The sequence below is a fragment of the Streptomyces sp. NPDC028289 genome, assembly GCF_055565975.1.
Genome location: NZ_JBVHTI010000001.1, coordinates 911,915 through 925,986, shown reverse-complemented (window position 1 = coordinate 925,986; position 14,072 = coordinate 911,915). Strand labels below are relative to the sequence as shown.

Annotated in this window: 11 protein-coding genes; 8 read left to right on the top strand and 3 right to left on the bottom strand. The window is 72.3% G+C overall.

The window, feature by feature from the left end:
* The first annotated feature begins 24 nt into the window (after nucleotides 1–24).
* From ACZ4UV_RS04055 to ACZ4UV_RS04020, 8 genes are all read left to right on the top strand, one after another.
* A complete protein-coding gene (locus tag ACZ4UV_RS04055; RefSeq protein ID WP_451019626.1) occupies nucleotides 25–1,368 on the top strand; it encodes an aminotransferase-like domain-containing protein in 1,344 nt (447 codons plus the stop codon).
* Complete coding sequence (locus tag ACZ4UV_RS04050) at nucleotides 1,365–2,630, top strand: ATP-grasp domain-containing protein (protein ID WP_467835727.1); 1,266 nt, start codon at nucleotides 1,365–1,367, stop codon at nucleotides 2,628–2,630. Before ACZ4UV_RS04055 ends, ACZ4UV_RS04050 begins: the two co-directional genes overlap by 4 nt.
* A 114-nt stretch (nucleotides 2,631–2,744) precedes the next feature.
* On the top strand, nucleotides 2,745–3,854 hold the full coding sequence (locus ACZ4UV_RS04045; protein ID WP_390045116.1) for an LLM class flavin-dependent oxidoreductase: 1,110 nt from the start codon (nucleotides 2,745–2,747) through the stop codon (nucleotides 3,852–3,854).
* Nucleotides 3,855–3,965: 111 nt separating this feature from the next.
* Nucleotides 3,966–4,442, top strand: a complete 477-nt coding sequence (locus ACZ4UV_RS04040) for a flavin reductase family protein (protein WP_390045118.1) — start codon at nucleotides 3,966–3,968, stop codon at nucleotides 4,440–4,442.
* A gap of 547 nt (nucleotides 4,443–4,989) precedes the next feature.
* Nucleotides 4,990–5,919 (top strand): ScbA/BarX family gamma-butyrolactone biosynthesis protein, encoded by a 930-nt coding sequence (locus ACZ4UV_RS04035; protein ID WP_451019624.1) that lies wholly within the window; start codon nucleotides 4,990–4,992, stop codon nucleotides 5,917–5,919.
* A 288-nt stretch (nucleotides 5,920–6,207) separates the two neighbouring features.
* Nucleotides 6,208–8,517, top strand: a complete 2,310-nt coding sequence (locus ACZ4UV_RS04030; protein WP_451019623.1) for a hypothetical protein — start codon at nucleotides 6,208–6,210, stop codon at nucleotides 8,515–8,517.
* A 119-nt stretch (nucleotides 8,518–8,636) separates the two neighbouring features.
* Nucleotides 8,637–9,611, top strand: coding sequence for an alpha/beta hydrolase family protein (locus tag ACZ4UV_RS04025; RefSeq protein WP_451019622.1), 975 nt, complete (start codon nucleotides 8,637–8,639; stop codon nucleotides 9,609–9,611).
* 160 nt (nucleotides 9,612–9,771) lie between these two features.
* A complete protein-coding gene (locus ACZ4UV_RS04020; protein ID WP_451019621.1) occupies nucleotides 9,772–10,857 on the top strand; it encodes a helix-turn-helix domain-containing protein in 1,086 nt (361 codons plus the stop codon).
* 61 nt (nucleotides 10,858–10,918) lie between these two features.
* Here ACZ4UV_RS04020 and ACZ4UV_RS04015 read toward each other — a convergent pair whose 3' ends face one another.
* From ACZ4UV_RS04015 to ACZ4UV_RS04005, 3 genes are read right to left on the bottom strand one after another with little or no spacing between them, the layout of a single operon-like run.
* Nucleotides 10,919–11,668 (bottom strand): D-Ala-D-Ala carboxypeptidase family metallohydrolase, encoded by a 750-nt coding sequence (locus ACZ4UV_RS04015; RefSeq protein ID WP_451019620.1) that lies wholly within the window; start codon nucleotides 11,666–11,668, stop codon nucleotides 10,919–10,921.
* A 25-nt stretch (nucleotides 11,669–11,693) separates the two neighbouring features.
* Nucleotides 11,694–12,119, bottom strand: coding sequence for a hypothetical protein (locus ACZ4UV_RS04010; RefSeq protein WP_351499418.1), 426 nt, complete (start codon nucleotides 12,117–12,119; stop codon nucleotides 11,694–11,696).
* Between the two features lie 24 nt (nucleotides 12,120–12,143).
* Complete coding sequence (locus tag ACZ4UV_RS04005) at nucleotides 12,144–13,856, bottom strand: GH25 family lysozyme (RefSeq protein ID WP_467835725.1); 1,713 nt, start codon at nucleotides 13,854–13,856, stop codon at nucleotides 12,144–12,146.
* Between the last annotated feature and the right edge of the window lie 216 nt (nucleotides 13,857–14,072).

Sequence of the window (14,072 nt, the reverse complement as noted above, 5' to 3'; positions counted from 1 at the left end):
CCTTCTCCGAAAGGACCGACTGACGTGCTTCTGACGCCAGTGCCGCAAGCCGCCACACCTCTGCCCCGTGAAGCGCTGCACGCCGGCATCGTGGACCCCGACATGGACTCGATGCGCCTGCTCAGCGAGACGGCGATGAGGTTCCCCGAAGCGTTGTCGTTCTCGTCGGGGGCGCCCCACGACGGTACCCACGACCTCGCGAGGCTCTCCTACTACGTCGACCGCTACATCGCGCACCTGCGGGAGAAGGGGGTGCCCGAACAGCGCATCACCCGGCTGCACTTCCAGTACGGACCCGTCAACGGGTTCATCCAGGAAGAAGTCGCGCGGATGCTCGCCAAGGACGAGGACATCGTTGTCTCGCCCGAGGCCGTCATGATCACGCACGGCTTCCAGGAGGCGGCACTGGTCGCCCTGCGGGGGCTGTTCCGGTCGCCCGACGACGTGCTGCTGTCCGTGTCCCCGGCGTACGTCGGCATCCGCGGGGCCGCCCGCATGCTGGACATTCCGGTCAAGGGCGTCACCGAGGGGCCCAACGGGCTCGAACCGGAGGCCGTGGCCGCCGCGGTGCGCGCCGTGCGCGCCGAGGGCAAGCGGCCCGCCGCGCTCTACCTGGTCCCCGACTTCTCCAACCCGTCCGGCACGGTCGTACCTCTGGAGGCGCGGCGGCGGCTGCTCGCGCTGGCCGCCGAGGAGGGGTTCACCATCCTGGAGGACAACCCCTACGGGTTGTTCGCGAGCGCCGAGGAGCGGCTGCCCACGCTGAAGTCGCTGGACACCCGGGGGGACGTCGTCTACCTCGGTTCCTTCGCCAAGTCCGCCTTCCCCGGCGCCCGGCTCGGCTATCTGGTCGGCGACCGCGAGGTGGTCGGCGAGGACGGCGTCCGGCGCACCCTCGCCCAGGAACTCTCCAAGGCCAAGGCGATGTTCACGGTGGGCTCGTCGTCGCTCTCCCAGGCGGCGATCGGCGGCATCCTCGTCGACGCCGGCCACGACCTGCGCGCCGCCACCCGCGATCTGGCCGCCGTCTACCAGAAGCGGCTAGCCGCCACCCTCGACGCCCTCGCCGAGCACTTCCCGCCCGAGCGGTACGCCGAGCACGGCGTGCGCTGGAACCGGCCGCGCGGCGGATTCTTCCTGGTCGTCGAGGTGCCCTTCGAGGCCGACCTGGCCGCCATGGAACGGTCGGCGCGCGACTACGCCGTCAGTTGGGCGCCGATGAGCATGTTCCACCTCGAAGGCGGCGGCGAACGCGCCCTGCGCCTCGGCTTCAGCAACCTCACCCCCGCCGCGATCCGCGAGGGCATCGCCCGCCTGGCCCGCTTCATCGAGGACGAGTCCACGTCCACCCCGGAGGCCGTCTCATGAACAGGACACCCACCCGCCCCGTCGCCGTCGTCGTCGACGGCTACTCCGCCGGCAACTTCTACCCCGCCGCCTTCGCCGCGTACGGCACGGACGTCGTCCACGTCCAGTCCACCCCGGCGCTGATCCCGACAATGGCGCCGCCGGACCTCGCCGCGTACACGGAGAACATCGCCGGCCACGGCGACGAGTCCGCCCTTGCCGAGCGGTTGCGCGCCCTGCACCCCGTGTGCGTGATCGCCGGGCAGGAGTCGTCGGTGCCGCTCGCCGACCGGCTGAGCGAGGCGGTCGGTGTCCCCTCCAACGGCTCGGCGCTGTCACCGGCCCGCCGTGACAAGTACGAGATGATCGAGACGCTGCGCCGGGCCGGGGTGCGCTGCGCGCGGCAGTTCAAGACCGACGACCCGGACGCGGCGGTCAACTGGGCCGAGGAACACGGCAGTTACCCGGTCGTCGTCAAGCCGCTCAGCTCGGCGGCCTCCGACGGTGTCGTCGTCTGCGACGGCCCCGACGCGGTGCGCGCCGCGGCCCGGACCGTGCTCGACGCGCCGAACATGTTCGGCCTCGCCAACACCGAGATCCTCGTGCAGTCCTATCTCAAGGGCACCGAGTACATCGTCGACACGGTCAGCTGCGGCGGCGAGCGGTACGTCTGCGGCGTCTGGGAGTACGAGAAGACGCTGCTGCCGTCCGGGAAGAACATCTACAACCGCGACCTCCTCGCCGACCCGGACGACAACCCGGTGGTCGCGGCGCTCACCGGGTACGTCGACGAGGTCCTCGCCGCGCTCGGCGTCGCCTGGGGACCCGCCCACGCCGAGGTCATCGTCACCGACGAGGGCCCCGTCCTGGTCGAGATCGGCACCCGGCTCAACGGCAACATCAACGCCCCCTTCCACGACCTGTGCCTCGGCCACAACCAGGCCGCGCTCACCGCGCAGGCGTACACCCGGCCCGAAGAGTTCCGCGCCGAGCGCGCCGGCCGGACGTACGCCCGGCTGCAGCCCGCCGTCGTCTACAACACCCCGACCGAGCTGGACGGTGTCGTGGAGTCCGTCGACGAGACGGCCGTCGCGGAGATCCGGTCCCTGGAGAGCGTGTTCTTCGCGGCCGTCAAGTTCGGCCCCGGCGCCCGCATCAAGCCCACGGTCGACCTGCTGACCAGCTCCCTGCGGGTGTTCCTCACCGCACCGGACGAGGCGACCCTGGCGGCCGACTACGAGAAGGTCCGCTCGCTGAAGGACGCGGTGTACCGCGTCGCCTGACCGTCGCCCTGCTCCCTGTGTTCCTCGCACCTCTCCCGCGCACTTCCCGCGCGCACTTCTCGCGCGCACGACTCACTTCGCGTCACTTCCCGTCACATCCCGGAGGCTTCTGTCATGCACAGCCGTATCGGTCTCTTCCTGTCCCCCGTCCACGAGACCGGCCAGGACCCGCACCTGGCGATCCGCCGCAACCTGGACCTCGTCGAGTACGTCGACGACCTCAACTTCGACGAGGCGTGGTTCGGTGAGCACCACACCCTGGGCTGGGGGCTGGTCGGGGCGCCCGAGACGCTGATAGCCGCCGCCTCGCAGCGCACCACCCAGATCAAGCTGGCCCACGGTGTCGTACCGCTCTCCGGCCACCACCCCTTCCACGTGGCGAGCCGCGCCGTCCACCTCGACCACCTCACGCGCGGCCGTTACATCCTGGGCGTCGGCCCGGGCGTGCCCTTCGACGCGAAGATGTTCGGCCTGGAGCAGCCGGTGCAGCGCCGCCGCCTGGAGGAGGCCCTGCCGACGGTCCTGGAACTCGTCAACGGCGACGAGCGGATCACCCAGCAGACCGACTGGTTCGACCTGCGCGACGCCAAGCTCCAGCTGCCCCGGTTCAGTCCGCAGGGCATCGAGGTCGCCGTCGCCACCTCCGGGACCTCGCAGTCCAGCCCGCGCCTGATCGGCCGGTACGGGCTGAGCATGACGTCGTTCGCGCTCCCCTTCGCGCTGCTCACGCCGGGCGCGCCCGCCCACATCAACCTCGCCCACCAGTGGAAGTACGCGGAGGAGGCCGCCGCCGAGCACGGGCAGACCCTGGACCGCGACAAGTGGCGCATCGCGCTGCCGGTGCACGTGGCCGAGACCCGCGAGGAGGCGTACGCGGACGTCCGCGAGGGGTACGACCGCTGGCTGTTCGAGTACTTCGGCAAGGCGGCCGGGCGTGACGTCCTCAGCCCCGACGTGCCGCGCGAGAAGGCACTGGAGGCCCGGGTCGAGGCGGGCGGCGCGCTCGTCGGCTCGGTGGACGACGTGGTCGCCGGCATCGAGCGGCTGCACGAGATCACCGGCGGCTTCGGCACGCTGCTCGTCTACGTCGCCGACTGGACGTCCTGGGAGAAGACCAACCGCAGCATGCAGCTGCTGGCCCGGCACGTCGCGCCGCGCATCACCGGTTCGGCGGTGCGCCCGCAGGAGGCGGTGGACTTCGCGATCGCCAGCCGCGGGAAGTAGCCGGGCCGACGGGCCCGACGAGGCAGGCGCGCCCCTCACGTCACTCACGTCGCGTCCGGCCGGGCCGTCTCGCCGGCCCGGCCGGGCATCCCACCCGATCGGAAAGAACTCATGCTGGAGCAACGCTCGTTCCGCGACATACTCGGCCGGTTCACCACGGGGGTGGTACTGGTCACCGCAGACACGACCGAGGGCCCCAAGGGCATGGCCGTGAACTCCTTCACCTCCGTCTCGCTGACCCCGCCGCTGGTCGCCCTGTGCGCCGCGGACACCTCCTCCACCTGGCCGGCCATCCGCGACACCGGTTCCTTCGCGGTGACGATCCTCGGCGACCGGCACGCGGAACTGTGCCGCCTGTTCAGCACGAAGGGCGCCGACCGCTTCGCCGCCGGCGACTGGTCGACGACCCGTGCCGGGCACCCCATCCCGGCCGACGGCCTCGCCTGGCTGGACTGCCGTATCACCGCGGTCCATCCGGCGGGCGACCACGAACTGGTCATCGCCGAGGCTCTGGAGGGGTCCCTGAGCGAACAGGCGGACCCCCTGGTGTTCCACGCCGGCCGCTTCACGGCCCTGGCAGTGGCCTGAGCCGGACGAACACCGACGCGATTCGGGTCGATTCGCCTCAGTTCTCCGACGCGGGGTACGTGTCCGGCCGCCCGGCCGGGTCCGGGCCTCGGCCCGCGGCCCGGTCCGGCTCCTGGCGCGGCGACCCGGCGACCGGCCCGGGGCCCGGCTCAGGTCGTGGTCTCCGTCCGGGTTCCGGTTCCGGCTCGGCGGCCCGGTTCGGTTCCGTCGCGGCCCCGTGGTCCGGCGGCCGGTGCCGGCCTCCGAGCCGGCTCGGAGCCCGGCTTCGTGCCCGGCCCGGCGGCCCGGTGTGGTTCCGGTCCCGGGGCCGGCGGTCCGGGGATCTGGCGGTGTCCGGCGATCCGGGTCGGTGCGGGACCCGGCCGACGGCCGCCCGTCACCGCCCGGCTCCTCCCGTCCACCGGGCCGAGGCCACCGGAGTCCTCGGCCCGACCCGGCCCGGTCCGGTCCGCCCGGCAGGGCATCCGCACCGCTTCCGGTCCGTGCCCCCGCGTCGACGCCCACGAGAAAGGCAACCTGCGTGTCCTTCACCGATCCCACACTTACCGTGCCTCTGCCGCCGGATGCCCTGGACGAGGCCGACCTTCACTTCGTGCGGACCGCCCCACGCCATCTCGTCGACCGCAGCGCGGTGGCCGAGGTGCTGATCACGGACTGGCGGCGGCTGGGCCCCGACGCCTTCCGGCTGGGCGCGCAGTGGCCGCGCGGGCACCACTTCTACGTGCCCATCGCCGGTGCCTGGTACGACCCCCTGCTCGCCGCGGAGTCGCTGCGGCAGGCGTCCGTCCTGGTCGGTCAGACGTACTACGGAGTCCCGGCGGACCACGGCTTCACCATCGCAGAACTGGAGTTCGAGGTGGTGCCGGGTGTCATCCTGCTCGGCACCCGCCCCGCCGAGGTGCGCCTCGACGTCGCGGTCATGGACCTGCGGCATCACCACGGCACCCCGAGCGCGCTCACCCTGGAGGCCGACCTGCTGCGCGGCGCCGACTTCGCCGGCGCCGGGCGGCTGACCCTGCACACGAAGGCGCCCCGCGACCCCGCCGCAGGGGAGGGCGGCGGGTACCCGCCCCTGCCCGACCCCGTTCCGCCGGCGATCGTGGGGCGGCTCGACGAACGCGACGTCGTCCTCGGCGTCCCCGGCTCCGCCGGTGCCCGCCGGGGGCTGGCCTGGGACCTGCGGATCGACCCCGGTCACCCGGTCCTCTTCGACCATCCCACCGACGAAATCCCCGGGATGGTCCTCCTGGAGGCGGCCCGCCAGGCCGTCCAGGCGGCCTGCGCCCCGTACCGTGTCCTCCCGGTGGAACTGCGCAGCGCCTTCCACTTCCCCCTGTCCCTGTCCGCTCCCTGCCGCATCTCCGCGACCCGGCTGCCCGCCCAGGACGCGAGCGAGGACGCCGCCGTCCGGGTCACCGCCTGGCAGTCCGGCCGCCTGGCCTTCGACAGCCTGGTGGTGGCGAGCCTGTGCGACTGAGCACGGGCCCGGGCGCTACCGGCGGCGGGGCGCGGCCGGGTGGGTGACCGCCTTCGCCGTCGGCGGCCACCGGACCGCGACCCGCCCGCCCCCGCCGTCGACGTCGGCCACCGGTCCGGCACCGCGCACGGCCCGTCGGGTCTCCTGAAGAGGCGCCCGACGGGTCTTTGCCGTCGTGCGCCCGCTCGGTGTCCGCGACGTCGGCCCGGCGCTGAACTCGCGACGGCCCCGTGTTACGTTGCGCCCCATTGATCGTGAGGGTTGTGTGGGGGGCCTTTCATGAAATCCGTGCGGTTCTTGCCGTCCGTCGCCGTCTCCGTCGCCGGGGCGCTGGTCCTCGGGGCGACCGCCGTGACCGTCGTCGGTCCCGGTGCGGGGGACTCGTACGCGGCGTCGGACGTGGCACTGCCGATCACGCACTTCGCGCACCTGGTCGTGGACGCCCCGCACGGGCACCTGTACATCAGCGGCGGCGCCGGTACCGACGGCATCCTCGTCACCGATCTCGACGGCGGCGACCCGACGACGATCAGCGGTGAGCCGGGGGCGACCGGGCTCGCCCTGTCCGCCGACGGATCCGTGCTGTACGCGGCTCTCCCGGGCGAGGACGCCATCGCGGCGATCAGTACGGCGGACCTGACCGAGTCGGCCCGCTACGGCACGGGCGCCGGTACCCGCCCGGACTCGCTGGCCGTCGCCGGGGGCACCCTCTGGTTCGGGTACGGCGCCGCGGGTGCCGGCGGCATCGGTTCCGTCGACGCGGCCGGGGCGGTGCACCTCGGGCGGGATCCGGGAGGTTGGGCGGCGGCGCCGACGCTGGCGACGACCCCGGTGCCCTCCGGCGCCCTCGCGGCCGCCGTGCAGACGGGCGACACCTCCGCCGTCGTCACGTACGCGGCCGAGGGCGGCGCGCTGACCCGCCGGGCGGCGAAGTCGCTGCCCGTGCCCGACCTGAGCGACCTCGCGGTCACGGCGGACGGGCAGCATCTGGCGATCCCGTCGTTCCACGGCGCCGTCGCCAACCGGTACCGCACCTCGGACCTGGCGGTGGACGGGCAGTTCGCCACCGCGGTGTACGGCAGGGCCGTCGCCGTGGCCCCGGACGGGACCATGGCCGGTGGCGACCGCGCACTCACCACGTTCCCGGAAACCGGCGAGGGCCGGTACACCGAGTACTACTACGCCCGCGAGCTGAACTCCGCCGCGCACGGTGTCGCCTGGGCGCCGGACGAGAGCCGGGTCTACGGCGTGGCCGTCGACGGCTCCGGGGGAACGCCGACGCTCCACATCTCCCGCGACCCGGAAACCGCGCCGGTCATGCTCTACGGAGGCCCGACCACCCCGCTCGCCCCCGGCGAGACCTACTCGTTCGCGGTGTCGCCCGATTCGCCCCTCGCCCTCGGCGCCGGCGAGTCCGTGCTCCCCGGCACCGTCCGCGTCACGCGCTACGACGACGCCGATCCGGACGGAGTGCCCGTCCCGGACCCGACGGCCACCCCGGCCCGCCCCCCGGTCGACTTCTTCGGTACCTACCAGGTCTCCGGCACCGCTCCCCGCACCGGCACCCTGGGCTTCCGGGTCGACTACTCCGGCGGCGGCCACTACGGCCCGGCCACCCGGACCTTCGACGTCCCCGTCGCGAAGTACGCGCCCACCATGACGCTGAGCGGGCCGGACACCGCGGGCCGGGCCGCGCCGCTGACCGTCACCGGGCGGCTCGGCTGGCCGCACGCACACGTGGACACCGGTGCCGTGCACGTCGTCAGGACCGACCCGGCGCACCCCTCGGGCTACTCGCTGGGCACCGTGCCCGTCGCCGCCGACGGCACCTTCGCCCTCCACGACACCCCGCAGACCGGCGGCACGAACACCTACTCCTTCAGCTACGACGGCGGCACCTCCTACCTCCCGGTCACCGCGGCGCGCACGGTCCAGGTGTCCCGGGCCATCCCGGCCCTGACCGTGGCGACCGACGCGAAGTCGTACCGCTCCGGCGCGACCGTCAAGGTCACCGCGCACCTGGGGACCACGTACAACTCCCGCAGCCTGACGCTGTACGCCCAGCCCGCGGGGAAGCCGCGGACGGTCCTCAAGACCGGCGGGGCCGACGCGCACGGGAACCTCGTCGCGTCCTACAAGATCACCCGCAACACCGTCTTCACCGCGGCCTTCGCGGGCGACTACCGCTACGCACCGCGCACGGTGACCACCGGCGCGACCCTCACCCCGACGGTCCGGACGAAGCTGCAGAACGCGCTCGGGACCACCCGCATCGGATCCACCGCCTACCAGGTCTTCTACAAGTCCGAAGTCACCATGGGCTTCGAGCTCCAGGTCACCCCCCGGCAGTCCGGAGGCTGCGCGTCGGTGTACGTCGAGCACTACTCCTCGGGCGCCTGGCACCAGGCCGCCTCGCAGAAGTGCGTGGCCCTGTACTCCGACGGCTGGTACGGCTACAGCCGCGCGCTGAAGCTCTTCACGAGCAACGACCGGTACCGCGTCCGCGGTCTCTACGCGCCGCCGGCCGGGGGCGCGCAGACCGGCGGTGCGCAGAGCGGGTGGACCTACTTCACCGTCCGGCCGGGCACCGTGAAGTAGCCCGGCCGGTCCGGCTCGTCCGGCGTCGCTTGACAAAACGGGACGCTGTTCCGGATAGTAATCGGGACAGTGTTCCGTTTCGCCTGCCCGTGGCCGGACGCAGAAGGGAACCGCTCATCATGAGTGCATCCACCGACATCGCCACCGACACCACCGCCGGCTTCGGCGCGCCCGCTCCCGTCCTGTCGTACAGTCCGGTGACCCTGTCCGTGCCCGGACGGCCCGTGGACCTCCAGGTCCGTGTCTCCGTGCCCGCGACCGGGGTCGGCCTGCCCGTCGTCCTGCTCTCCCACGGGCACGGCGGCTCCAACAACCTCTCCTCGCTGAACGGGTACGCCCCCCTCGCCAACCTCTGGGCGGCCGCCGGATTCGCCGTCGTCCAGCCCACCCACCTCAGCTCCCGGACCCTGGCCCGGCGCGTCGCCGACGCCCCGGGAGCCCCGTTCTTCTGGCGCTCGCGCGCCGAGGACATGAGCCGCATCCTCGACCGGCTCGACGAGATCGAGAAGACCGTGCCGCAGCTCGCCGGGCGCCTCGACCACGACCGGATCGCGGTCGCCGGACACTCCCTCGGCGGCCACACCGCGAGCCTCCTGCTGGGTGCCCGGACCACCGACCCTGACACCGGGGCGGAAGCGGACCTGCGCGAGCCCCGGATCAAGGCGGGCGTGCTGCTGGCCGCACCCGGCAGGGGCGGCGACGTCCTCAACGGGTGGATGGCCGAGAAGGTGCCGTTCTTCCATGCCACCGACTTCTCCACGATGGCCGCGCCCACCCTGGTCGTCGCCGGTGACAAGGACGAGTCCCCGCACTTCACCGACATCGGCCCCGGCTGGCATGCCGACCCCTACCACCTCGCCCCCGCCCCCAAGACCCTGCTCACCCTCTTCGGCGCCGAGCACCTGCTCGGCGGCATATCGGGATACGACGCCGACGAAACCACCGACGAGAACCCCGAGCGCGTCGCCGCTCTCGCCCACCTCACCTCGGCCTACCTGCGCACCCAGCTCCAGTCCGACCCCTACGCCTGGCAGGCGGCGTGCGAGACGTGGACGACCGGAACCGCTCCGGCCGGACGGGTCGAGTGCAAGTAGGCCGTGCGGGGGAGTGGCGAGTTTGTTTGACGGCGTGTCAAATTCCTTGACTGAAAAGGTCATTGTCGGTCGCATCAGGGCAACGGAAGAACGTACGCGCTCCATTTCCGCGGTGTAGCTTCTACCCGTCAGTAGAGGCTTGAGCAACGGGGGACGACGCGTGGTTGCCTCTCCGCATACCGAGAAGTTCGCCGCCCGTCTTCGGATGCTGAAGGACCGCAGCGGCCGGGGATACGACCGCCTCGGCAAGGAGGCGGGCGTCAGCGGTTCCAGCCTGCATCGGTACTGCTCCGGCCTCAGCGTCCCGGTGGACTACCGCGTGGTGCACGCCTTCGCCAAGGTGTGCGGCGCCGGCCCGGAGGAACTCCGCGAACTCCACAGGCTGTGGGCCCTGGCGGACACCGACCGGGACGTGCCGGCCGCCGCGGCCGAGGCGAGCGAGCCGGACAGCGTGCCGGAGAGCGTGCAGGCGGGCGCCGTACCCGGCGACCTTCCCCCGCCGGAGGCCGAGGTCACCGCGCCGGAGACCGGGCGGCCGCGGCGGTTCCGGGTGCCCGAGAAGCTGTCCCCGCGTGTCGCGGTGCTGGCCGCCGTGGTCGCGGTGGTGCTGGTGGCCGGCTTCGTGTGGCTGCCCGGCAGCACTCCTGATGGTGCCGCGCCGGCGTCCGGTGACAGGCTGCTGGACTCCCCGGCGTGCAAGACCGTGAGCATGGGGCAGCACGACGCCTGTGTGCGCGAGGTCCAGACCCTGCTCACGCGGGCGAAGGGCAAGCTCGCCGTCGACGGCGACTTCGGGCCGGAGACCCTGCGCAGAGTGACCGCGTTCCAGGTCCTGGCCGGGCTGCCGGCCACCAACGTGGTCGACGACGCCACCAAGAAGGCTCTCTACGCGCACCAGGTGAGCATGACCACCTGGCCGCCGGCCAGGGTGGCGAAGCGGATCCGCGAGGTGTTCGTCGAGGATCCCGGCACCGCCGTGGCCGTCGCCCGCTGCGCGTCGTTCCTCGACCCGCTGTACGTACTGCCGAACACCAACGGCAGCCGCAACTGGGGCGTCTTCCAGATCTCCGACGCCCGGCTGCAGGACCTCGACGGCACCCCGCTGCGGGCGTTCGACCCGGACTGGAACATCAGGGCCGCCCACCGGCTGTGGAGCGTCCGGCACGACTTCCACGACTGGCCCTCCTGCGAGGCGGCGCTGAAGAGCACACCCGACAGCACACCCAAGAGCACACCGACGGGCTGAAGCCCGGAGCTCCGGGTACCGAAGCGGCGGTACCCGGAGCTCCGCTCCCCCGGAAGCGGCGTCAGACCGTGCCGTCCTCCCACCACCAGTCACGGCCGAGGTCGGCCCTGCTGTCGACGTGCTGGTGGTCGACGGTGTACGTCTCCAGCCCGGAGAACCCGCAGGTCTCCGCCTTCTGGTAGACGGTCTTGGTGGCCACCCCGGGCACGTCGAGGTCGGCCGCCGTGCCGTACAGGTGCATGCTGTCGCTGGCCCCGCCGATCTCGGCGTTGTGCGCGATGCTGCGGAAGCCGGAGTTGACCGTGATCGGCTTGTCGCCGAGCTTCTTGCGCAGCGCCTCCAGCTTGTACATGCAGCGCCGGACGTTCTCCTTCACCTGGGAGGCGCTCAGCTTGCCGCCGTTGAAAGTGCCGTCCGACTGGTTCACGAACTCGCTCCAGTTGAAGTGGAGCGTGGAGCCGTCCGACTGCTCCAGGGAGTTGAGCTTCGCCTGGGTGTTGGGGCCGACCTCGGCGTCGACGCTGAGACCGTACGCCGCCTGGAACCGGCGTACGGCCGCCGCGGTACCGGAGCCGAAGTCCCCGTCGATGCTCACCCGGCTGTGGCCGGCGCTGTCCGCCGCCCAGCCCGCTATCCGGATCTGCAGTTCGGTCACGTCGGCGCCGGTGGCGCCCTGGGTCAGGGTGCGTGACCAGGAATAGGCCTGAGCGGTGCCCGAGAACAGCAGCTGGCCGAAGGCGACGCCGGCGCCGGCGGCCAGCGTGCCGCGCAGCATGGTGCGGCGGTCCAGGGGACGGGAGGAGGAGGTCATGGTCGTCCTTTCGAATGCGAAGAGGTCAGTAGGCGATCTGGAACGTCACGTTCTGGGCGTCGATGTCGTAGGCGTGCACGCGCAGGACGAAGTGGGTGCCGTCCTTGACGTCGGTGGCGACGGTTCCCCACTCGGTACCGTGCGTGGTGTAGGCGTCACCGTTGTTGCACTTGCTGGTGTGGTCGACGAACACCACGCAAGCGTCCAGGTACACGCCCGGCTCGTCCGTGATGAGGCGCAGGTTGATGTCGTTGCACCGCGAGGACGTGGTGTAGGTGCCGTACTCCTTGGCGGCCGCCTGGTAGTGGTACGTCAGGGTCTTCGCGCCGCCGTAGCAGCTGGTGGCGGCGGCCGAGGCGGCCGACGTCTGTGCCGAGGCGGGCACGGCGCCCACGCCCAGCAGGGCGGCCGCGGTGCACAGGGCCGAGGCGAGCGTTCTGTTGCGGATCATGGTGGTCTCCGTACGGCCGGCGGGTCAGAAGGCGATCTGCATGACGGCGTCGTCGCCCTCCAGGGGCACGCCGTTGGGCACCGTGAACTTGGTGCCGTCCAGCACGTCGGTGGCGATGGTCGTCCAGCTCCGGCCGACCTTGGTCCAGCGGTTGCAGGTACCGGTCTTCGCGAACTTCACGCAGGCGTTCACGTAGTCCGCGGTGCCGCCGGTGACGCGCATGTTGATGTCGTTGCAGCGGCTGGTGGTCCAGTAGGGCCCGAAGTCGACGACGTCCCCGTAGCGCACCGTGACCGCCCCGCCGTAGCAGGTCGTCGCGGCCGGGGCCACCGACGCCGCGGTGGTGAGGCCGGTGGTGAGGCCCGTGGTGAGGCCGGTGGTGCGGTTGGCCAGCCGGTCCAGGTCGGCCTGGGTGCCGTTGAACACGTCCGCGGTCGCCGGGGCCTTGATGCCCGGGAACAGCGCGGCGTCGGTGTACTGCCACATCCCCCAGGTCGTCGAGCCGTTCGGCAGCGGCGGCTGGGTGATCGACTGGCGGTAGTCCGCGAGTTGCATCGGATACCGGGCGAAGGCGGTCGTCGACCCCAGGCAGTCGTCCAGGAAGGACTTCTGGGTGTAGATGATCGGAGTACGTCCGAAGGCCGCCTCCACCTTGTCGAGCCAGGCCTTGGCGTCCGCCACCGTGGCGTAGGTGGGACAGCGTCCGGTGCCGTCGTCCATGCGCTCCAGGTCGAACACCGGCGGCAGGTCGCCCGCGCGCTGCCCGGTGTAGCCGGTCGCCCGCACCGCGGCGATGAACCGGTCGGCCTGCGCGCCGCCTGTGTCGGGCGCGCTGCCCGTGTAGAAGTGGTAGGGCGCGACGGCGAGTCCCGCGGCCCTGGCCGCCGGCAGGTCGGTGGCGAGGTACTCGTCGGTGACGTTCAGGCCGCGGGTGGCCTTGACCGTCGCGAACTCGACGCCCGAGGCCCGTACGGCCTTCCAGTCGATCGGCGCACCGCCCGGGTGCTGGTACTTGGCCGTGTCCAGACCGTCGACCGGGTAGCCGGCCGGGCGCGGCGGTGTGCAGTACGCATGACGGCTCGACCAGTCCACCAGCTTCGCCCAGGTGTTGGGGCCCACGACGCCGTCGGCGCTGAGGCCCGCACAGTGCTGGAGCTCGACGACCCGGCCCTCGGTGCCGCCCCCGAAGTCGCCGTCGATCGTCAGCGGCGGGTAGTGGAAGGGCTCCATGGCCAGGTTCAGCCGGCACTGCAGTTCCTTGACCTCGACGCCGTTCGCGCCCTCGCGCAGGGTCGGGCGCGTGTCGGTGTGACCGCACACGGTCGCCTGCGCCGTGGCCGACGTGCCCTGGGTCGCGCAGGTGTGCGGCTGTGCGGCCCAGGTGTTCAGCGCGGCCCAGGTCTGCGGCCCGAGCACACCGTCCACGCTCAGCCCGGCACACGCCTGGAACTCCTTGACCCGCGTCTCCGTCGCCGGACCGAACGAACCGTCCGCCGCGATCGGCGTGTACCGGCTCGGCTTCGTCGCGAGATCGAGTTCGCACTGCGCCTCGACCGTCGGGTCCCCCGTCGATCCCCGCTGCAGCGTGGGCTGTTCGCTCGTGTGCCCGCAGACCGCGACCGCGGTGGCGGTGGTGGTCGCCGCGGACTGCGCCGCGTGCACCGCCGTGGGTCCGTACAGGGGCAGGACCGCTGCCACGGCGAGGGTCAGACCCCGCAGTAGCGTCCTCCGTCCCATCTGTGTTCCCCCTCTGTGAGTGGCCGGGAGCTCCCGGCGGGGGACATGCTGGCAGCGCCCGTCCCGAACTCCGGCCCCCTCGCCCCGGATCGGGACGCCGGGACGGTCGCGCGCCGGTGACCTGCGGGGACGGAGTGCCGCTGGGACGGGCATGGGACACGGCGGGATGTGACGGGCTGCGGAGGGAGTGGGTACATCGCGCAACTGCGTGGACGA